The sequence below is a fragment of the Aurantimicrobium sp. MWH-Uga1 genome (assembly GCF_003325955.1).
Lineage (GTDB): Bacteria > Actinomycetota > Actinomycetes > Actinomycetales > Microbacteriaceae > Aurantimicrobium.
Genome location: NZ_CP030929.1, coordinates 1078090 through 1099678 on the forward strand (window position 1 = coordinate 1078090; position 21589 = coordinate 1099678).

16 protein-coding genes are annotated in these 21589 nt (G+C 52.8%); 4 read left to right on the forward strand and 12 right to left on the reverse strand.

The window, feature by feature from the left end:
• Positions 1–21: 21 nt before the first annotated feature.
• The 7 genes from serA to ilvD form a co-directional block, all read right to left on the reverse strand.
• Positions 22–1614 (reverse strand): phosphoglycerate dehydrogenase, encoded by a 1593-nt coding sequence (gene serA, locus AURUGA1_RS05380; RefSeq protein ID WP_114129204.1) that lies wholly within the window; start codon positions 1612–1614, stop codon positions 22–24.
• Positions 1615–1688: 74 nt separating this feature from the next.
• Positions 1689–2027: a hypothetical protein gene (locus AURUGA1_RS05385; RefSeq protein ID WP_114129205.1), complete on the reverse strand. Its 339-nt coding sequence runs from the start codon at positions 2025–2027 to the stop codon at positions 1689–1691.
• A 2-nt stretch (positions 2028–2029) separates the two neighbouring features.
• Entirely contained in the window at positions 2030–2476 is a 447-nt protein-coding gene (locus AURUGA1_RS05390) for a hypothetical protein (RefSeq protein ID WP_114129206.1), read from the reverse strand.
• 38 nt (positions 2477–2514) lie between these two features.
• A complete protein-coding gene (gene ilvC, locus AURUGA1_RS05395) occupies positions 2515–3540 on the reverse strand; it encodes a ketol-acid reductoisomerase (protein ID WP_096380560.1) in 1026 nt (341 codons plus the stop codon).
• Between the two features lie 45 nt (positions 3541–3585).
• The gene (gene ilvN / locus AURUGA1_RS05400; RefSeq protein WP_114129207.1) at positions 3586–4095 is read right to left on the reverse strand and encodes an acetolactate synthase small subunit; all 510 of its coding nucleotides are present in this window, start codon (positions 4093–4095) and stop codon (positions 3586–3588) included.
• A gap of 14 nt (positions 4096–4109) precedes the next feature.
• The gene (locus AURUGA1_RS05405; RefSeq protein WP_114129208.1) at positions 4110–5906 is read right to left on the reverse strand and encodes an acetolactate synthase large subunit; all 1797 of its coding nucleotides are present in this window, start codon (positions 5904–5906) and stop codon (positions 4110–4112) included.
• A 44-nt stretch (positions 5907–5950) separates the two neighbouring features.
• On the reverse strand, positions 5951–7645 hold the full coding sequence (ilvD, locus tag AURUGA1_RS05410) for a dihydroxy-acid dehydratase (protein ID WP_114129209.1): 1695 nt from the start codon (positions 7643–7645) through the stop codon (positions 5951–5953).
• 122 nt (positions 7646–7767) lie between these two features.
• Here ilvD and AURUGA1_RS05415 point away from each other — a divergent pair, with 122 nt between their 5' ends.
• On the forward strand, positions 7768–8571 hold the full coding sequence (locus tag AURUGA1_RS05415; RefSeq protein ID WP_096380551.1) for a sugar phosphate isomerase/epimerase: 804 nt from the start codon (positions 7768–7770) through the stop codon (positions 8569–8571).
• Positions 8568–10079, forward strand: a complete 1512-nt coding sequence (locus tag AURUGA1_RS05420; RefSeq protein ID WP_114129210.1) for a UDP-N-acetylmuramoyl-L-alanyl-D-glutamate--2,6-diaminopimelate ligase — start codon at positions 8568–8570, stop codon at positions 10077–10079. The genes AURUGA1_RS05415 and AURUGA1_RS05420 overlap by 4 nt, the downstream gene beginning before the upstream one ends.
• Here AURUGA1_RS05420 and prfB read toward each other — a convergent pair.
• On the reverse strand, positions 10076–11185 hold the full coding sequence (gene prfB / locus AURUGA1_RS05425; protein ID WP_114129211.1) for a peptide chain release factor 2: 1110 nt from the start codon (positions 11183–11185) through the stop codon (positions 10076–10078). The two genes, AURUGA1_RS05420 and prfB, sit on opposite strands and share 4 nt — an antisense overlap.
• Before the next feature lie 49 nt (positions 11186–11234).
• Between prfB and AURUGA1_RS05430 the strand changes: the two genes are divergently transcribed.
• Positions 11235–12509 carry an MFS transporter gene (locus AURUGA1_RS05430; protein WP_114129212.1) on the forward strand — a complete coding sequence of 425 codons (1275 nt, stop codon included), beginning with the start codon at positions 11235–11237 and terminating at the stop codon, positions 12507–12509.
• Here AURUGA1_RS05430 and AURUGA1_RS05435 read toward each other — a convergent pair.
• Together AURUGA1_RS05435 and AURUGA1_RS05440 are read right to left on the reverse strand one after the other, a co-directional pair.
• Positions 12492–15371 carry a UPF0182 family protein gene (locus tag AURUGA1_RS05435; RefSeq protein WP_240187348.1) on the reverse strand — a complete coding sequence of 960 codons (2880 nt, stop codon included), beginning with the start codon at positions 15369–15371 and terminating at the stop codon, positions 12492–12494. The two genes, AURUGA1_RS05430 and AURUGA1_RS05435, sit on opposite strands and share 18 nt — an antisense overlap.
• Before the next feature lie 27 nt (positions 15372–15398).
• On the reverse strand, positions 15399–16661 hold the full coding sequence (locus tag AURUGA1_RS05440; protein ID WP_240187349.1) for a PDZ domain-containing protein: 1263 nt from the start codon (positions 16659–16661) through the stop codon (positions 15399–15401).
• Between the two features lie 75 nt (positions 16662–16736).
• Here AURUGA1_RS05440 and AURUGA1_RS05445 point away from each other — a divergent pair, with 75 nt between their 5' ends.
• Positions 16737–18092, forward strand: a complete 1356-nt coding sequence (locus AURUGA1_RS05445; protein ID WP_114129734.1) for a zinc-dependent metalloprotease — start codon at positions 16737–16739, stop codon at positions 18090–18092.
• A gap of 766 nt (positions 18093–18858) precedes the next feature.
• Here AURUGA1_RS05445 and AURUGA1_RS05455 read toward each other — a convergent pair.
• On the reverse strand, positions 18859–20595 hold the full coding sequence (locus AURUGA1_RS05455) for an ATP-dependent helicase (protein ID WP_240187350.1): 1737 nt from the start codon (positions 20593–20595) through the stop codon (positions 18859–18861).
• On the reverse strand, positions 20574–21536 hold the full coding sequence (gene nudC, locus AURUGA1_RS05460; RefSeq protein WP_114129214.1) for an NAD(+) diphosphatase: 963 nt from the start codon (positions 21534–21536) through the stop codon (positions 20574–20576). The genes AURUGA1_RS05455 and nudC overlap by 22 nt, the downstream gene beginning before the upstream one ends.
• Positions 21537–21589: the final 53 nt, after the last annotated feature.

Here is a 21589-nt window from a genome sequence, read left to right on the forward strand (position 1 = left end):
TTCCTTGAGCAGAAATGATAATTAGTCGGTGATGTCTACTTCGAGCATGACATCTGCATCGATGGCAACGCGAACCTTTTCAAGCAATGACGCTGGAACAGGTGAATCAACGGTGAGGACGGAGAGTGCTTTACCACCTAGGTTTTGACGGGCAATCTGCATACCTGCGATGTTGATCTTGGCGTCGCCGAATTCTTTGCCATAAACGGCAACAATTCCGGGACGGTCGATGTATTGCATCACGATCAGGTGATCATCGATGGGGACATCGACCTCGTAACCGTTGATTTCAACAACTTTCTCAACCTGCTTGATACCGGCGAGAGTTCCGGAGACTGAAACCTGGGTTCCGTCACTGAGCGCGCCACGTATGGTGAGCATGGTTCGGTATTCCGGAGATTCTTCTTCACGTAATTCTCGAACTTCGATTCCGCGCTGCTCTGCAAGCAGTGGTGCGTTCACGTAGGACACACTTTCGCTGACCACGTTAGTGAAAATACCCTTGAGTGCAGCAAGCTTGAGAACCGAGGTATCAAACTGTGTGATTTCACCACGCACCTCAATATCGACAGAAGTCAGCGGGCTGGTGTGAGCCAAACCAGAGAAGACTTGACCAAGCTTCTCCACCAGCGGAATCGCAGGGCGAACATACGGATCGATGACTCCCCCAGCAACGTTGACCGCATCGGGGACAAGCTCGCCGCTGAGTGCTAAGCGAACAGACTTAGCAACAGAAATTCCGGCTTTTTCTTGTGCTTCATCTGTTGAAGCGCCCAAGTGTGGAGTCGTGATGACGTTGGGTAAACCTAACAGTGGTGAACCAGTTGGAGGTTCAGAGACAAAGACGTCCAAACCAGCACCAGCAATCACGTTGTTGGTGAGTGCTTCGTAGAGGGCATCCTCGTCAATGAGTCCACCACGCGCCACGTTAATGACATAGGCAGTGGACTTCATAGCAGCGAGCTGTGCCTTGCCGATCATGCCTGTGGTTTCAGGAGTTTTAGGCATGTGGATGGTGATGAAGTCAGCAGTTTCAATCAGCTCATCTAACGAGAGCAGTTGAACACCGAGTTGCTGTGCGCGGGCAGAGGTGACGTAGGGGTCATAAGCGACAACCTTGGTTCCAAACGCCTGCATGCGAGCTGCAATGAGAGCACCAATACGCCCCAGGCCAATGATTCCAATGGTCTTCTCATAGAGTTCGGTTCCAGTGAAGGCGCTGCGCTTCCACTTGCCTTCAGCCAATGCTGCGTGCGCAGCTGGAATGTGACGAGCCAAGCTGAGAATGTGTCCGCAGGTCAACTCTGCGGCAGAAATGATGTTGGACGTAGGAGCGTTAACCACCATGACACCGGCTGCGGTAGCTCCCTTGATGTCAACGTTGTCGAGACCGACACCTGCTCGAGCAATGACCTTGAGGTTAGGGGCCGCAGCAAGAACTTCGGCGTCAACCTGGGTTGCCGAGCGAACCAAAATTGCATTGGCGGCGTGAACAGCTTCTAAGAGTGCTGGACGATCCGTTCCGTCAACAACACGGACGTCAAAGTCTGGCCCGAGAGCTTCGATTGTTGCAGGAGAAAGTTCTTCGGCAATGAGAACAACAGGCTTTGACACGAGAAATGGTTCCTTAACTAACTTTTCGCACGAGAAGACTCAAGTCTACCCGAGCACTTTCGGGCGAAATTGCCCTAACTAACACTGAAAATGAGGAAAGCGTTGGTGCCCAACACGAGGTCTACACCGATCACTGCTGAGACACTCAAGGCCACAATGAAAATAACAAAACTGGGCAGCAGCTTCTGTTTTCTGGAGACCCACAACGCCAGAAAAAACAACGTAAGGGGTGCGAGAATTCCGAGGATGATGGCACACCAACCAAAGACGCTCAGCCCGATACCCAAACTGAAACTTTGCGAAAGCACACCAAAGAAGTTGCCAATGCCTTCCCACACGTCATAGGCAAAGAACAGGGCAAAAACAGCAACCAGGATCCACCCGGCGATACCACGACGAATTTTCTGTTCCATCACTAACCTGCCCAAGCAAGGTAGGGCCAAGGAATGAGTACAAACGCTCCAAGGAGCAAGAACACCATGCGCTTTATCACCGAGCTGTTCTGCCCGAGATAGAGGACGGCAGCAAACCACAGCGAAGGTGCTGCAACTGCAAGCCACAGTCCCAGCACAAACATGCTGTTTCCCAGTGGGTCAGCTATTTGCGTGGGATTACGCAACGCGGTGATCAACCATGCAACGCTGTACAACAGATAAACGCCGCCGAAGATACCAAACCCAACCAGAGCAATCGAGCTCATACCGGTCTGAACATTGTCGACTGAGCCTTCTGTTGGCTCATTGGTTGAAGAATTAACAGAAGAAGCGCCGCGTGCATCACCTTTGGCACTCTGTGGTGCCCCAGTGACCAGGCGATCTTCATCGCCTGCCCAACTGAGGGCATCATCTTCATGAGTACTCATGTGTGACGCGCGCGGCGCATCCTCTCTGTTGCTAATGACTAGCGGGCTGCAGAACCCTCGGTGTAGTCCTTGTCCTGGGGGCGCCATGCGAAGAGTTCACGCAGCTTGCGACCAGTTGCCTCGATGGGGTGAGAAGCACCCTTTTCGCGAAGGGCGAGGAACTCGGGAGCTCCAGCATCCTGGTCGTTGATGAAGCGGGTTGCGAATGCGCCGTTTTGGATGTCTGCGAGAACTTCCTTCATGTGCTCCTTGACCGAGGGGTCAATCACGCGCGGACCGGAAACGTAGTCACCGAACTCTGCTGTGTCAGAAACTGACCAACGCTGCTTGGCGATGCCACCTTCCCACATCAGGTCCACGATGAGCTTGAGTTCGTGCAAAACCTCAAAGTAGGCGATCTCTGGCTGGTAGCCAGCCTCAACGAGAGTCTCAAAGCCGTACATGACAAGCTGCGAAGCACCACCGCAGAGAACTGCCTGCTCACCAAAGAGGTCAGTCTCAGTTTCTTCGGTGAAGGTGGTCTTGATACCACCGGCACGCAGGCCACCGATTGCCTTGGAGTAGGACCATGCGGTCTCCCAGGCGTTTCCGGTTGCATCGTTTTCAACAGCAACGATCACAGGAACACCACGGCCGGCAAGGTACTCACGGCGTACAGTGTGACCTGGGCCCTTCGGCGCGACGAGAGCAACATCCACGTTTGAAGGAGCGGTGATGTATCCGTAACGGATGTTGAAACCGTGACCGAAGATGAGGGTCTTTCCTGCAGAGAGGTTTGGAGCAATGTCATCTGCGTACAAGTGACGCTGAACCTGGTCTGGTGCGAGGATGACGATGACGTCACCCCATGCTGCAGCCTCAGCAGTAGTCATTACCTTGAGGCCTGCTTCTTCTGCTTTAGCAATTGACTTTGAGTTAGCTTTCAGACCAACCACTACGTCAACGCCCGAATCGTGAAGGTTGAGTGCGTGTGCATGGCCCTGAGAGCCGTAACCGATGACGGCAACCTTCTTGCTCTTGATGAGCTCGAGGTCAGCATCCTTGTCGTAGTGAATTTCAGTCACTTTGTCATTTCTCCTTGTTTGTAGGTTTCGAAAATCTATACATCGTTAGTTTTTGAACACACGCTCGGTGATGGATTTACTTCCACGACCAATCGCAATCGCACCAGACTGTGCAATCTCTTTGATTCCATAGGGCTCTAGTACCTTGAGGAAAGCTGAAATCTTGGCACCGTTACCGGTGACTTCAATCACCAGGGCATCATTTGCCACATCAACAACACGAGCACGGAAGAGCGTCACTGCCTCCAGAACCTGCGAACGAGTTGAGTTATCAACACGAACCTTAATCAACATGTGATCGCGCATGACGGACTGTTCTGGATCCAGTTCAACAATCTTGATGACGTTGATGAGTTTGTTGAGTTGCTTGGTGATTTGCTCCAGCGGAAGGTTCTCAACGTCCACCACAACGGTGATGCGCGAGAGGCCTTCAATTTCGCTGTGACCTACCGCAAGGGATTCAATGTTGAATCCGCGACGAGCAAACAAACCCGCAACTCGAGTCAATAGACCTGGCTTGTCCTCAACAAGGAGGCTTAGAACGTGGGTACTCATAGTCTTTCCTCCCCTTATTCGTCGGTATCCCACGTCGGAGCGTGGTCTCTGGCGTATTGGACATAGCTGTTACTGACTCCCTGGGGAACCATTGGCCACACCATCGAATCTGCACTGACGACAAAGTCAATCACCACAGGACGGTCGTTAGTCTCAAGAGCGAGTTTGATGGCAGCGTCGATTTCTTCTTCCCTGGTAACGCGAATTCCCAGTGCACCGTATGCATCAGCAAGCTTGACGAAATCTGGAACACGAATGGTGTCATGACCGGTGTTCAAGTCAGTGTTGGAGTAACGACCGTCATAGAAAAGGGTCTGCCACTGGCGAACCATCCCCAAGGAGGAGTTGTTGATGACCGCAACTTTGATGGGGATGTTGTTGATAGTGCAGGTAGCCAATTCTTGGTTGGTCATCTGGAAGCAACCATCACCATCGATTGCCCAGACCACACGATCAGGCTCACCCACCTTGGCCCCCATAGCTGCAGGCACGGAATAACCCATGGTTCCTGCACCACCGGAGTTCAACCACGCATTGGGGCGCTCATATTTGATGAACTGGGCAGCCCACATTTGGTGCTGTCCAACACCAGAGGTGTAAATAGCTTCAGGGCCAGAAAGCTCGCCAATACGGGTGATGATGTGCTGAGGGGCCAACAGGCCGTCAGTGGGCTCCGCATAGCCAAGAGGGTACTCTTCACGCAGTGAATTCAGGGTGCTCCACCACTCACTGAAATCAGCTTTCTTCGCTCCAGGGGTGTCTTTGTAGACCTCAATGAGGTCAGCAATAACATCCTTGAGATCTCCCACGATGGGAACTTCTGCAGCACGAATCTTTCCGATTTCTGCAGGATCAATATCTACGTGAATAACTTTGGCATTTGGCGCAAATAGTGAGGCTTTACCGGTCACACGGTCATCAAAACGCGCACCCAGAGTAATCAACAAATCAGCATCCTGTAATGCAAGAACAGCAGGAACTGTTCCGTGCATACCAGGCATACCGAGGTTGTTTTCGTGGCTGTCAGGGAATGCACCTCGAGCCATCAGCGTGGTAACTACTGGTGCACCCACAAGGTTCACAAGCTCAAGTAGCTCAGCGGAAGCACCTGAGCGGATAATTCCACCACCGACATAGAAGACGGGCTTCTTAGCTTCAACGATGAGATCAGCAGCGGCCTGAATCTGCTTGCCGTGTGCCTTAGTTACCGGACGGTAACCAGGAAGGTCAATGCTGGGTGGCCAGATAAAGGGCACTATTGCCTGTTGTGCATCTTTTGTGATGTCGACTAGGACTGGGCCAGGACGTCCAGTGGATGCAATGTGGTAGGCCGCAGCAATCGTGGCAGGGATATCTTCAGCCTTGGTGACCAAGAAAGAGTGCTTGGTAATGGGCATCGTGATTCCCACAATGTCTGCCTCTTGGAAAGCATCGGTGCCCATCAGGTGAGAGAAAACCTGACCGGTAATCGCCAATAGCGGAACAGAGTCCATATAGGCATCTGCAATCGCGGTCACCAGGTTTGTAGCACCCGGACCAGAAGTCGCGATACAGACACCTGTTTTTCCGGTTGCCGATGCGTACCCCTGTGCTGCGTGACCAGCACCTTGCTCGTGACGAACCAGAATGTGGCGAAGCTTCTTCGAATCCATCAGTGGGTCATAGACCGGCAGAATGGCGCCACCGGGCAAACCAAATACATCTGTAACTCCCAGGAGCTCCAGTGATCGAACAACAGCTTCTGCACCAGTCATTTCAGGCGCGGTAGAGGAAGCGCTAGGCGCGGATGTGGGGAGTGATTCCGTAGACATCGTGAATCCCTTAATGTGAGAAAGCGAAAAGTGATCGGGCGTCGTTACCCAGTAATCGCACCCTCTGATGCGGAATGAACCAGCTTGGAGTACTTTGCAAGCACACCTCTGGTGTAACGCGGAGGGAGCGGAGCCCAGCCGATTCGGCGAGCTTCGAGCTCTGATTCGTCGACGAGTAAGTCGAGCGTCCGAGCTGCGATATCGACCCGTATGAGATCACCATCGCGCACGAGGGCAACGGGTCCACCGTCAACTGCCTCGGGAGCTATATGGCCGATACACAGTCCGGTTGTGCCGCCTGAGAATCGTCCGTCTGTCAATAGTAGAACATCTTTACCCAGTCCCGCACCCTTGATGGCAGCGGTGATGGCGAGCATCTCACGCATACCGGGGCCACCCTTAGGACCTTCATAGCGGATGAGAACGATGTCACCCTTTTTGATGCTGCCTTCGGTGAGGGCATCCATTGCGGCGCGTTCACGCTCAAATACGCGGGCAGGGCCTTCAAATACGTCCAGATCAAACCCCGCGGTCTTCACCACAGCGCCTTCAGGAGCAAGTGTTCCGTGCAGAATCGAAATTCCACCGGTGGCGTGAATGGGATTATCTAGCGTGCGGATAACTTCACCATCTAGTGGCATGAGATTCATCTCTTCGAGATTTTCAGCCAATGTTTTTCCGGTGACGGTGAGGGCATCGCCGTGCATCAAACCTGCATCAAGAAGTGCCTTCATCACGACAGGGACACCACCAACACGGTCCACATCGTTCATAACGTACTGACCAAACGGCTTAAGGTCACCAATGTGGGGAACCTTGTCAGCAATCTTGTTGAAGTCATCCAGGGTGAGATCAACGTCAGCTTCACGTGCAATAGCAAGCAAGTGAAGAATGGCGTTGGTCGATCCACCAAAAGCCATCAAAACGGCGATAGCGTTTTCGAACGCTTTTCTGGTCATAATGTCGCGCGCAGTGATTCCCTGGCGAATTAGGTTGACGACTGCTTCACCCGAACGGTGTGCGTAGTAGTCACGGCGACGGTCTGCACTCGGAGGAGCTGCGGAACCTGGCAGGCTCATACCGAGCGCTTCAGCGATGGATGCCATCGTGTTAGCGGTGTACATACCGCCACACGCACCCTCACCGGGGCAGATAGCTCGCTCAATACGATCGAGGTCTTCTTCGCTCATTGTGCCGGCCTTGCAGGCACCCACGGCCTCAAAAGCGTCGATAATGGTGACGTTCTTTTCAGTGCCGTCAGAAAGACGAACCCAACCAGGGGCAATAGAACCTGCGTAGAGGAAGACTGAGGCCAGATCCAAACGGGCAGCAGCCATCAACATGCCTGGAAGTGACTTGTCACAACCAGCCAAAAGAACAGAACCGTCGAGGCGCTCTGCCTGCATCACGGTTTCCACAGAGTCAGCGATGACCTCGCGTGAAACCAGCGAGAAGTGCATTCCCTCGTGGCCCATGGAAATACCATCTGAAACCGAAACTGTTCCGAATTGGAGTGGGTATCCACCGCCGGAGTGAACGCCTTCCTTACAGGCCTGCGCGAGTCTGTCCAGGCTGAGATTGCAGGGAGTGATTTCATTCCACGAGCTGGCAACACCAATCTGTGGTTTGCTCCAGTCTTCATCTCCCATACCGACAGCACGAAGCATTCCTCGAGAGGCGGCTTTTTCAATACCGTCTGTGACGTCGCGACTACGTGGTTTCATGTCGTTTTCTGGCATAGCTCTCAGTCTACGGCCTTCACAGGCGGAGAAAATTCCCGCTCAATACTCCCGGTTAATTCCCAGCCCTTATGGTGAGAACTCCCCCACAGCACCCAGCTTGGGCAACTAGGCTGGAACAAATGATTCAAGTTGGAATGAGCGCTTCCTGCGTATACCCCCTGGCCTGTGAAGATGGCTTTCGATTTGCGAACCTCGCCGGCTATGACGGGGTGGAAGTAATGGTCACGCGCGAACCCGTAACTCAAAGTGTCGATGGCCTCAAGAAGCTCATCGACACCTACGAGATGCCTGTGCTTTCTATCCACGCCCCCGTTTTGCTCCTCACCCACTTTGTCTGGGGCCGTGATCCTCAAATCAAGCTCGAAAAGTCTGCTGAATTAGCTGCAAACGTCGGTGCCAGCACGGTTGTGGTTCACCCGCCTTTCCGCTGGCAATCCACGTATGCGGATAAGTTTTTGGACATCGTTCGCCAAACTAGCGAGAACACAGGCATCACTATTGCGGTCGAAAACATGTTTCCCTGGAAGGTTCGAAACTCGCAGATGCAGGCCTACGCACCGGGACCAGACCCTCGTGAACTTGACTGTGATGCCATTACTCTCGATTTTTCTCACGCGGCACTCTCGGGCCACGACAGCATGGAACTCACGTTGGAATACGGCGAGCGCTTGCGCCATGTACACCTCACTGATGGTTCTGCGGCAGCAGATGACAACCGTATTTTCGATGAACACCTGCTACCTGGTTACGGCAAACAGCCGGTTGCAGAGGTCTTGCAACATCTGGCGGCCCAGGAATGGGATGGCCACGTGGTTGCTGAGGTCAATACCCGCAAAGCCAAGTCGGAGGAAGAACGACTGAGCCTGCTGGTTGAAACCCTCGATTTTGCCCGCTTGCATTTAGGACAGACTGTTTCACTATGACCGCAACACCCCGTAGCCTGAACCTCGCTGAGGTTGACTCGGCATGGGGCCACCAGGTCCTTGAAGGTAACCGCCTCGTTCAAGACTCTCGCCACATCGAGCCCGGTGATGTGTTCGTTGCTATGGGAAGCACAGGAACGTCAGGTCATGGGTTTATTGAGCAAGCCATTAGTAACGGGGCCAACGCCCTTGTCGTGGATCAGCAATGGAGCAAGGAAGCACTTGAAATTGCTCAGCGTGTTCAGTTTTCCGGCGAGGTCATCTCTGTTCCTCACCTCTGGATGGAACTACCTAGGATTTCTGATGCTTTTTGGGGCTTTCCTTCACAACATCTGACCATCGTGGGGGTAACCGGTACGAACGGGAAAACCTCTGTCGTTCAGCTCCTGGTTCAGGCCTGGCATCATTTGGGACTGCACTGTGCAAGCATTGGCACACTTGGCGTGGGTATTCATGGTCAGAAACTGCGTTCTACCGGCTTAACAACACCTTCAGTCAGCCAAGTGCATGAAATCTTGGCTTCTTTTGTTGACGCCGGGGTAACTCATGTGGGCATCGAGGTGAGCTCACACGCTCTCGAACAAGACCGCGTCGGGGCAGTTCGTTTCGCACAGGTAGCGTTTACCAATTTGACCCGTGACCACCTTGATTTCCATGGCACGATGGAAGCCTATGCTGCAGCCAAGGAGAAGATCTTTGATCTAGCTGGCACGCCTGCAGCGGTTCTCAACATCGATGATGCCTACGGCGAAAAGATGTTCAACACTTACCTGCCCACTCGCGCTGTGCTCGGTGTGAGCTCTACCGCACATCCTCAGGCTTCTATCACGGCCCACAACGTCCAGCTCGCTGCGAGCGGTTTAGCATGCGACATCGAGTTCGAGGGAGAAATTGCCTCTGTGTCGAGCTCGCTGGTGGGCAGATTTAACGTAGACAACCTGCTGCTGACCTCAGGCATTTTGCTTTCCGAAGGATTCACGTCGCACCAGATCGTAGACGTGCTTCCACAGTTAACTCCCGTTTTTGGCCGTATGAACAAGATTCAGCCCACACCGGACTCCCCCTTAGTCATCATCGATTACGCACACACTCCTGACGCTTTAGAGCAGGGCTTAGCTGCATTGGCCGATTACAACTTCACCCGCATCATCACCGTGTTTGGGTGCACAGGCGACCGAGATGCTGGCAAGCGCCCCGAGATGGCATCCATTGCCGAACGCGCATCCGATCTCGTGATTGTCACTGATGATGATGTTCACCACGAGGATGGCGACAAGATTGTTGCAGACATTCGTGCAGGATTTCGCAATCCCACCGCCGTAATTGAACGCCGTGATCGTGGCGAGGCCCTCCACTATGCAATTTCTCACGCCACCACTGGTGATGTAGTGTTCATTGCCGGGAAAGGCCACGAAGAATATTTAGTCATCGGGGATGACCTAGTTCCCTTCAGCGACACAGCAGTGGCTGAAGAATTGCTTGCACGCAAAGCAGCTGGAAAACTTTAGCGAGTTTCTGCTGACTTTCTCCAGCGAATGCCTGCCGCAATAAAGCCATCTAAATCCCCGTCAAAAACATGCGTGGGGTTATTGACTTCATATTCAGAACGCAAATCTTTGACCATTTGGTAGGGCGCGAGAACATAGCTGCGCATTTGGTCTCCCCAACTAGCTGTGATGTTTCCAGCAAGCTCTTTCTTTTTTGCGTTTTCTTCTTCACGCTGCAGCAATAACAAACGCGAGGTGAGCACGCGCATAGCTGCGGCACGGTTTTGAATTTGGCTCTTCTCGTTCTGGCAGCTCACTACGATTCCGGTTGGCAAGTGCGTAATGCGCACCGCAGAATCGGTGGTGTTGACAGACTGGCCACCGGGACCGCTGGAACGGAAAACATCAACGCGAATATCGTTTTCAGGAATCTCAATCGCTGCAGACTCAGGCATTAAGGGCACGACTTCAACAGCGGCAAAAGAAGTTTGTCGTTTACCGGCCGAGTTGAATGGGCTCATTCGCACCAAACGGTGTGTTCCTGCTTCGACAGACAAGGTTCCAAACGCGTAGGGCGCATCTACTTCGAACGTTGCAGATTTGATGCCGGCTTCTTCGGCGTAGCTGGTGTCAAGGACGTTGACGGTGTAGTTGTGCTTCTCTGCCCAGCGCAGATACATTCGCAGTAGCATTTCTGCGAAGTCTGCAGCATCCACTCCCCCGGCACCTGAACGGATGGTGACTACTGCAGGATAAGAGTCATATTCACCATTGAGCAGAGTCTGAACTTCAAGCTCACCCAAAACTGCAGTAATGGATTCCAGTTCAGCCTGTGCTTCTTTGGCCGAGTCTTCGTCACCAGCTTCGTTGGCCAATTCGACCAAAACTTCCAGATCATCCAGGCGTGAGGTAATGCTGTTGAGCTTGTTGAGTTCTGCTTGGCGGTGGCTGAGTTCACTTGTGATTTTTTGGGCATACGCGGTGTCATCCCATAAATCTGGGGCTTCCGCTAACTCACTCAATCGAGCAATTTCAGCGTTCAACCGATCAACATCAACGACAGCGGTGATATCGGCAAAAGTCGAGCGCAGTGCACGAATATTCTCGGTGAGGTCTAGATCAAGCATTATGTCTCCAGCCTACCTGCCGAGTCCTGGGCGTAGGCTTGAACCAGTTATGACTTCTTCCGGTGCCCCATTTCAGCTGCGTCAAGCAGCACTTCCGGTCTACCTTCCCACACTGTTATTTGCTGCCGGTGAAGCGGCGTTCATCCCTATCGTTCCGGTTATTGCTCACAATGTTGGCGCTAATCTTGCAACAGCTGGTTTGGTTGCGGGGATGCTCACCCTCGGCATTGTTACCGGTGATATCCCTAGCGGATGGATTATTTCCCGCATCGGCGAACGCATGGCCATGTTGTGGTCCACCCTCGTGGCGCTGCTGGGAACAGCACTAGCTCTTGCTGCAACAACACCCCTCATTCTTGGGGCTGGAATTTTCCTGATTGGTTTAGCAACCAGCGCATTCGCGCTGGCTAGACACGCATTTCTGACGAGCTTTGTGCCGCTGAATTATCGCGCCCGTGCCCTCTCAACGTTGGGAGGAATGTTTCGCGCAGGAGCGGTGATGGGTCCCTTCCTCTCGGCAGGAGTTCTTGCCCTGACACATAATCCGCTGGCTGCCTTTTGGTTGATGGCAGCATTCACTCTCTCTGCGGGTGCGGTCTTGCTGTTCATGCCAGATCCTGAAAAAACATTCGGACAGGTAATCAGAATTAAGGATGAATCTGGGGTTTCTCTTACTCCTGGGGAATTCGAAGTCGAAAAAGAAACTCACGGCCTCATGGCCACCATTATCAGGAACAAAGCTGTGCTCGCAAAGCTGGGTGTTGCTTCTGCCTTGGTCATGGCTTTGCGTTCGGGCCGTGCCGTGATTTTCCCATTATGGGCAGTCAGTATCGGAATCAAAGATTCGGACACGGCGTTGATAATTGGTTTAGCAACCGCGGTTGATTTCGCTTTGTTCTTTACCAGCGGTCAGATTATGGACAAGTGGGGACGTCTTGCTTCCATCGTCCCCTCCATGATCATCATGTCGGTGGCTTTACTCGTCTTAGCGCCCACGCATGATTTGCCCACCAACGTGTTGTGGTTTGTCATCACGATTTTCTTATTCGCCATTGGTAACGGTATCGGTTCAGGCATTTTGTTGACCCTAGCTTCAGACCTCGCCAACAAAGACAACCCAGCACCCTTTTTGGGCGCATGGCGTTTCATCACCGATTCCGGGGCAGCACTAGCCCCTTTAGGTATTTCTGCACTCACGGCAGCACTGTCACTAGCAGTGGCGTCTGCCGTGACCGGTGTTGCCGGGCTTATCGGCGTTGTGCTGATGTTGGTTTATGTTCCGAAGTATTTACCTCGAAAAAAGAACCTAGTTCCCCGAGGCTGACAATGCTCGGCTGAGTGCATCAGTCAACGCAGCATCTGCCGCACCGTAGGCAGCCCAGTCTCCAGATACTCGAGCAGCTTCACGGTCTGTGAGGGCCTTCTGAGCATCTTGAAGTGCCTTGGTCAATTCGGGGTTTGCCGTGCTACCGCCAGAACCGCCCGCAGGGTCGTTCTCTGGTGGTTGTGCGCCCTCGTTAGTGGGTTGGTCAACGCCCGCATTGCCACCAAAGAGAACATCGAGAGCTTCTGGCAGGGTGTCCTCGAAGGCGATTTGGTCACCGAAAGCAACAAGAATCTTCTTCAACAGCGGGTAGCTCGTGTTACCGGTGGACTGAACATAGACCGGCTGGACATAGAGCAGACCGCCACCAACAGGCAGTGTCAGCAGGTTTCCCTTGAGCACATTGGTCGAACCCTGTGACAACAGGTTCAATTCCTTCGACACGTCAGGGTCAGCATTGAAGTTGTTCTGAACCTGCCCAGGACCTGGGACGGTAACGACCTTAGGAAGTGTCAGCAAGCGAAGCTTTCCATACTCCTCTGATTTCTTACCTGCCTCAGTTCCCGCATCGGAGTTGGCAACAAGGTAGCCCGTCAGTACGTTACGACTGGAGGTACCGGTTGCCTTCGGAATAAAGGTGGAGTAAATCGAGTATGCAGGAGCTTCCGCACCTGGAACCTTCATAGTCAGGTAGTAGGGCGACTGATACTTGGTTGCATCTGTTGCCGCGGTGGGATCGTTGGGAGTAACCCATGCGTCATCACCCGAGTAGAAGGAGCCTGGGTCAGTCACGTGGTACTGCCCCAAAATGGAGCGCTGTGCTTTGAACAGGTCCGTGGGGTATCGAACATGGCTCATCAGATCAGCAGACATCTCACTGATCGGCTTGATGTTGGAGGGGTAGATCTTCTGCCATGTCTTCAACACAGCATCTTCTTCATCCCACGCATACAGCGTGACTGAACCATCGTAAGCATCCACTGTTGCTTTGACCGAGTTTCGGATGTAGTTCACGTTATCGAGCACAAACGCACTTGCGGGTTGTGGCTGGTCACTGATGGCAGCCGAGAGGCTTTCCATCTTGGAGTATGGGTAGTTTGCGCTCGTGGTGTATCCGTCAATTACCCACAGAATACGACCATCAGCCACTGTGGGGTACGGATCGCTATCGAGGGTGAGATAGGGAGCTACCTTCTGAACTCGCTCACGAGGGTCGCGGTCATAAATGATTTGTGAATCATTCGTGACAGCGTCAGAAAGCAGAATCTCTTCGCTTTGGAACTTCAGTGCGTAAACAAGACGGTTGAATACATTTTCTAACTTGGGTCCGCCATCGCCAGCGAAGGTGTTATAGACCTGCTCGTTTTCTTCACTAGATGCTGGGTAGTCAAGTTCAACTGGCTTAGTGCTAGAGGTTCCACCCACGATGGAATACAGCGGAGAGTTCTCGCCGAAGTAAATTCGAGGCTCAAACTCGCCAAGCTCACCGGTTGAAGGAATACCGGCTTGCAGGAAGACGGGCTGTCCGTCAGTAGAACGTTCTGTTCCGTAGGCAGCTACGAGGCCGTAACCATGGGTGTACACCAGGGTGTTGTTGTACCAACTCTGGTTACTTCCCACCCCAGCCTGGTTGAGCTCGCGGACAGCTACTACAGAGTCTTGGGACTTCCCATCGATGGTATAGCGGTCAACATCGAGCTCTCCTGCGAATGCGTAGTACTGCTTGAACTGCTCGAGCTGGGCAAAAGATGCACTCACAAGTGCAGGGTCAATGATGCGGATACTAGCTGTGGTCTCTGCATCTGCACGCAAGGCTCCGGGAGTTGCGTCAGTGGTGGCGTTGTAAGGAGATGCATCTATATCTGCAACCCCATACGCTTCACGTGTGAGTTCAATGTTTCGGGCTATGTAGGGAGCTTCCAAGCTTCGCTCGGAAGGGTCAACAACAAATCGCTGCATCACCCAGGGGTAACCCATGGTGAGGACGAGACCGGCAATAACGAGCATTGCAGTGCCAATCAGAGACAAACGCCAACGACCGGTAAAAGCGGTAACAATGAAGAGCAAGGCAACCAACAGCGCAATCAGCGAGAGGATCTGAAGACCAGGGATGGTTGCGTTCACATCTGTGTATCCAGCGCCCGTGATCAAACCGGTGTCGTTGTTCAAGGTGGCATATTGATCAAGCCAAATGCTCACACCCTGAAGAGCGATGTAGATTGCGGCAGTGATAGCCAACTGAATACGGGCTGCCTTGGCCACCCGTAGCTCGCGACGAACAATCGCAATCGAGCCATACACATAGTTAGTAATCAGTGCGGCCAATCCACACAGCAACACAATCGCTGAGAACAAGGAAACAACTGCTCTGAAGAAGGGCAGATCAAAGAGGTAGAACGAAATGTCCATCTTGAACTGCGGATCTACAGTTCCCGTGGGGACAGCATTGAACCAGAGCATTGCCAAAGGCCAGCGGGTCGCCGTGGACAGACCGGCGAAAACACCTAACAGAGCGGGAACAACCCAGGTCAGCAGTTTTCGCAAGGGTTCAATGACGTCCTGATAGCGATCCAACTGAGAATTCAAACGCGCATAAACAGGACGACTTCTATAGGCAATTTCAATCGAGAGCCATACTGGTACCGCCATGGCAATAAACCCGGCAACAAAGAAACCGGCGGCAGCAAACCATTGCGTAGTGAGAACGTTGAGGAAGCCCAGCTGGTCGAACCAGAGGATATCTGCATAGACACTGGCGAACGCGAAGAACACCACGAGCAGTACCACCAAAATACCGACGGTGATCGCTACAGGTCCCCGGTTACCCAGGCGTCGTACTGAAGACGTTGATGCATTACTCACGAAGTAACCTCACTCATTGTTGTGGACTCAATTCTGGCATGTGGGGAACATGTTCATTTCAGCATTCATGGCCGTTGCCTTATCCCCGTGCATTTCGATGAAGTTGATGACGTTGATTGCTTCATTCAGTGTGGAAACCGCAAAAACACTGACTCCGTTAGGAACGTGACCAACTACTTCGTCACAGTTATCAACCGGCGCCAAGAAGTAGTCGGCTCCAGCTTTATGGGCACCATATAGCTTTTGGCGAATACCACCAATGGGGCCCACATTTCCTTGGGCATCAATGGTTCCCGTTCCAGCAAAGTGATTTCCTGCGGTCATCTCATCTGGGGTGAGTTTGTCTATGATTCCCAGCGCAAACATCATTCCGGCGCTGGGGCCACCAACATCATCTAGACGGATTTTGACCTCAAAGGGGAAGTCATATTGTGCTGTGGCACCGATTCCTAACACCGTATTGCCATCCACATCGATGGGGGTTACCTGGGCTTCTTGAGCTGCTCCATTGCGAAGGAAATTAACAGTGCCAGGCGTTTGCGTTCCGTTTTCTTTGAGCAGTTCACGCAGCTGTGGAACGCTTTCGACTGCGGTGCCATTGAACGTGGTGATGACATCACCAATTGACAGCACATCCTTGGCTGGTGATTGATCGGTAAATCCAAGAACTTCAACACCCACGATGACGTCATATCCCAGATTGGTCAAAGCTGCAGCAATAGCGTCCTGCTGTGAATTCACCATCTGTGCGGTGTTGGAAGCTTCTCGTTCTTCTTTGGTTTCTTGTTTGGGGAAAATGGCATCCAGGGGAACTACCGCTTTTGCTGGATCGAACCATGCGGCGGCAACTTCAATCCAGGACGGAGTTTGTTCCGGATTACCGAGTACCGAAACAGTGAGAAGGTCTAGTTCACCAGGGGTGGGGTATGTTTCAGCACCGTCGATGGTGATCAATGGAATTTTGATCTTCTTATCTTCATTGTCAGGATCAGGAATGGAGACAGCGCCCAAGGTGTCAAACCAAGGCCCGGGCTGTTCAATCACGTAGGCAGAAGGTACAGCAGCCAGTCCTACAGCTAAAACAAGAGAGCCGACGAGAAACGTGACACCGAGTGTCCGTCGGCGTTGGGCTTGAGTTTTGTGTGGTTTATGGCCGTTTTCAGGCAACCCTTGCTCGTCTGCATGGAAGAGTGTCACAGCTGTGGATCCCTTTCCAAGTAGCAAACGGTGAACTACAACAAGCGTGGCAGTTAATGCTGTGTATTTCCCCCATGTTCGCGCCCAGCGCACGCGTTTTCTGCAGAAATTCAGAGGAAAAACAGGAACCGGGGTTTAGCGTTGAAATACCAAGCAGAAGGATGGGCCATGGCGGACGATAACGAACGCACTCCTGAGGATGAATTCCGCGACATGATTCGGGATATTCTCTCTGGGAAAGAGGGCGTAGACGCGAGCCAGTTGGCAGCTGCCGCAGGCCTTCCCAATGATCCAGCCAGCCTGGCCAACATCATGCAGCAATTTCAAGCAGCAATGAATGCAAGTGCATCCGGTGACGGAATTAACTGGAACATGGCGATGGAGCAAGCTAAATCTCATGCCCTGTCCACCGTGAAGCCTGTCACAGCAATACAACGAGCTGAAATAGACCAAGCTTTTCACGTAGCAAACCTGTGGCTCGCTGAAGCCACCAGCATTTCAGATTTGAGCTCCACACCAGCATTAATTTCACGACTGGAGTGGATTGAGCAAACCATGCCACTGTGGACGCAACTTGCTGAGCCTGTTGCAAACAGCATCTCCAACGCGTTGACCAGTGTCCTCACTGATCAAGCACCTGAAGAGATGAAAGGCATGATTGCGGGGGCATCCCAGCTCATGAAACAAATCGGTGGCACTCTCTTTGCTATGCAGTTAGGCCATGTAGTTGGTCAACTCTCTACAGAAGTTGTTTCTGGTGGAGACGTCGGCATTCCACTACTCGATGAGGGTCAAGCTGCCTTGCTGCCCCAGAACATGGATGAATTTGGTGCGGGCTTAGATATCCCTATGGATCAAGTTCATCTCTATCTTGCTGTCCGAGAACTGGCTCATGCGAGACTCTTCCGTCACGCCCGTTGGCTGCGACTGAATCTGATTTCCTCGATTCAAGATTTTGCTCGAGGCATCACCATTGATCTCTCACGCGTAGAAGACATTGCAGGAAACTTTGATCCGCAACATCCCGATGAGCTCAAAGAAGCTCTCTCCAGCGGTGCACTGATTCCACCGAAGTCTGAAGAACAGCTAGCTGCCCTGAGTCGACTTGAAACACAACTAGCTTTGATCGAGGGCTGGGTCGATGTAGTGACCTCCTCGGCGACGACACGTCTACCACGTGCAAGTGCACTCGCCGAGACCGTTCGTCGCCGCCGTGCATCGGGAGGCCCTGCAGAATCTGCCTTTGCAACACTGGTTGGCTTGGAGCTTCGCCCCAGACGTCTGCGTGAAGCAACAATGTTGTGGCAACAGGTCACTGATGCTGTGGGAGCAGAAGCTCGCGATGCCCTGTGGTCTCACCCTGACATGATGCCTACCGCGGAAGACCTCGATAACCCTGCTGCGTTGATTGCACGAATGGAAGCATCCGCTCGTGGCGAGGTTGCAGAGCCGGACGACATGGACCGCGCTCTGGCTGATTTATTGGATGGAAATATCCCACCTGTGGATGATTCGCAACAGTGATTGAGTTTTTGCAGCATTCTTCGCTGCATGTACAAACTTAATTCTGATCTGCCTTTGTTGTGGCGCACACCTACCTCATTTCAAATAGGCACCTCCCCCGCTGAGGTAGTTGTGGAACGGGTTTATCCCGGCGAAGAAAGATTCCTTGCTGCTTTGCAGGCAGGAATCAGCGACGCTTCACTGGATGCTGTGGCTGAAGAGTGCGGGCTAAGTAAAGAGCAAGCTGACTCTTTTCTTTCACGGCTCAGTCCAGCGTTAGGAAGCAACGCGCACCAATCTAGTTTGCGGATCGCACTGGATGGATCTGGCCCCTTCGTTGACAGCTTGGGTCTGATACTGATTGGGATGGGGCATCGAGTTATTCGTGCCAGTGCGCTCACGGCAGGAAAATGTGAGTTGGCCATTGTGGTGGGAGATTTTGTGCTGGAGCCTCACCGAACCAGCGACTGGCTGCGCAGAGAGATTCCTCACCTGCCAATTGTTCTTGGCGATCGCACCGTTGATATCGGTCCGGTTATATCTCCTCGTCATCCAGAACCCCAACACAGTCCCTGTTATCACTGCATAGAACTGCACAGGCAAGACAGCGATAGCTCCTGGGTCGCTATCGCCTCTCAGCTCATCGGTGTCCGTTCGCCTGTGCAGAATCCCCTGGTGTGTTCAGAAGTAGCAAGCATGGTCAGCAGATGGATACGTAACCCTGAACGTGAAAGCCTCAGAAGCAATCAGATTCTCACACTGGCTGCCAGTACTGGAGAAATCAGAACTAGGGAGTATTTACTGCACCCAGATTGTGCATGCCAAGCTCTGCCACGAAACGTGATCGTTCTCGATTCGTTGCACGACCAGTACCCTGCTGTGCCCACGACAGCGAAAGCTGCCTCCTAGCTCGAGTAATTGCTACGTAAAGAAGTCTGCGCTCCTCGGCAATAGCCTCAAGGTTGTGAGCATAGCTAATTGGAAAGAGGCCTTCAGAAAGCCCAATAACGTGAACACTGTCCCACTCCAAGCCCTTCGCGGAGTGCACTGACGCCAAGGTAACAGCGTGCAGGGTGGGTTCATGCTTGGCAGCTTGACGGGCAAGAAGTTCATCGGTGAATGCGCGGAAGGTTGTTCCCGCGGGCGCTTCATCTGCCATCACCATGAGGGCATTGAGAGCCTCCCACTTCGACCGTGCTGCACCGGTGGTTTGGGGAGCCTCTTGGCTCCACCCCACCGAACGCAGCACATCGCTTACTGACTTGAACAGCGGCTCACCCACAACAGAAACTGATGCACCACGTAAGGCAAGAATGGCTTGCTTAACTTCAGGCAGGTCATAAAAGCGTTGAGCACCATGAACAGTTGTGCTGATTCCCAAATCAGACAGGGCCTGTTCGAGAGCAACAGCCTGAACGTTGATGCGGTACAACACCGCTATGTCTTCAGGTTTGGTTCCTGCCGCAATCTCAGTGGCAATCTTGTTTGCCACAGCCCGAGCCTCTGCCGCATCGTTGGGGTAGGCCGACAGAGTGGGCGTGCTTCCGCCTTGTTGTGCTGCCGTAAGAGTAAGAGCGCCTGGGCGATCGCGCATCAGCGCGTTCGCTATTGAAACTATGGGAGCAGTGGATCGATAGTTGGTTTCCAACTTCACCACCTGAGCATCGGGGAATCTCGCGCCAAAGCCCAACAGGTAATCGCTGGTGGCACCGGTGAAGGAATAAATGGTCTGGCTTGCATCCCCGACTACGCAGACATCACGATGTTCTCCTAACCACAGATCGAGTAAGTGGTGCTGCAAAGGTGAGACGTCCTGATATTCATCTACGACAAAAAAGCGGTATCGCTCGCGCACCTCCATCGCAGCCGCCGCTTCTGTTTCAAGCAAGCCTGCTGTCAGAAGCAGCACATCTTCCATATCAATCTGTCCACGAGAATCCTTAAGATCCTCATAGCCACTCATCACCGCGAGAACGTCGGCGATGGCGAGGTTGCCTGGCATCGCTCGAGAATAGGCCTTCTTTTCATAGCTAGAGAGGTTGAGATTGCTGGTTTTTCGCCATTCAACTTCGGAGGCCAAATCTCGAAGGGTTGCTGTATCAAGTTTCAACCCAAGTTTGGTGGCCACCTCTGCAAGCGGCCTCGATTTTGATTCAAAAACTTGAGGCGCATCTCCCCCAACAAACTTGGGCCAAAAGTGACCCAGTTGACGCAGCGCTGCGGCGTGAAAAGTTTGTGCCTGAACTGGGCCTGCCCCTAATTGGCGCAACCGTGTTCTCATTTCACCGGCAGCGCGATTGGTGAAGGTCAGAGCTAAAACCCGGTCAGGTGAATAGGTTCCGGTTGCGATTGCATAGGCAATACGGTGCGTAATGGCGCGGGTTTTTCCTGTACCAGCCCCGGCAAGAACACAGACAGGACCCCGTAGCTCCTCGGCGACGACACGCTGATCATTATCGAGGCCTGCCAGAAGTTCTTCAGCGCTTGAGACAGAGTTTTCTCTCATGACGATGTGCCTCGCCATGTGGCTGTCTGATCTAGAGGATGTCCAAGCCACTCTTCAATGATGACCCGGGCAATAGCAACGGGCCCAGGAAGAACAATCTCATCGAGACTTCCCACAAGCTCTTCTCGGGTGAACCACCTGAGGTGAAGGATCTCCTCACCGTCGGCGACGAGAGCATCAGGATCAACACCTGGTGCGACCTGGGCGCGGAAGCCGAGCATAAGGGATTGAGGAAACGGCCACGGCTGTGAGCCTAAGTATGTGGGGTTGACTACCTTCAACCCAGATTCTTCAAAAACTTCACGAATAACTGCAGCTTCCAATGATTCCCCTGGCTCCACAAAACCAGCGAGTAAAGAAAATCTATTTGGCTCCCACAGCGCATTATTGCCTAAAAGCAAACGATCTTTATCGTCTGTGACCATCACTATCACGGCGGGGTCGGTGCGAGGGAAGACTTGATGCGACGGGTCGTCATGATGATGCAACACCCAGCCAGCTTGAGCGGCAACAATATCCTGGCCGCTTTTTGGTGAGAACTTGTGTGACGCATGCCAGTTGATCAATGCCAAGCCTTGGGTGAACAATCCAGCATCTAAATCACTGAGTTCATGACCGAGAGTTTTGAGATCTCCCCATTGGGTTTCCTGAGACGATAATTCCTCTGCACGAACCGCGTCTAATGCGAGGGCAAAATAGGCTGTTTCGCCTTCTTGTTCGGCAATTCCCAAGAAGAGCAGCTCAGCGGAAGAGACACCACATCGCTGAATAACTTCAGTTGCGGAGAATCTCGCCAGGGAATTGCTCTGAACGAGAGCCTTACCCTGACTAAATACAACAACCCGAGATGAATCGTTTTCCAGCAAAGAATTCAGCGCCTGAGCGTCAGCACGAAGCTCTGCGCGGCGATTAATGGCATGACGAGAGAGCGAAAGTCGTTGCTTAAACTCGTCAGTCATGGTGCTCATTTGCAGGATTTGTCGGGCAATGGATGCGTGGCGTTAGGGGCCAC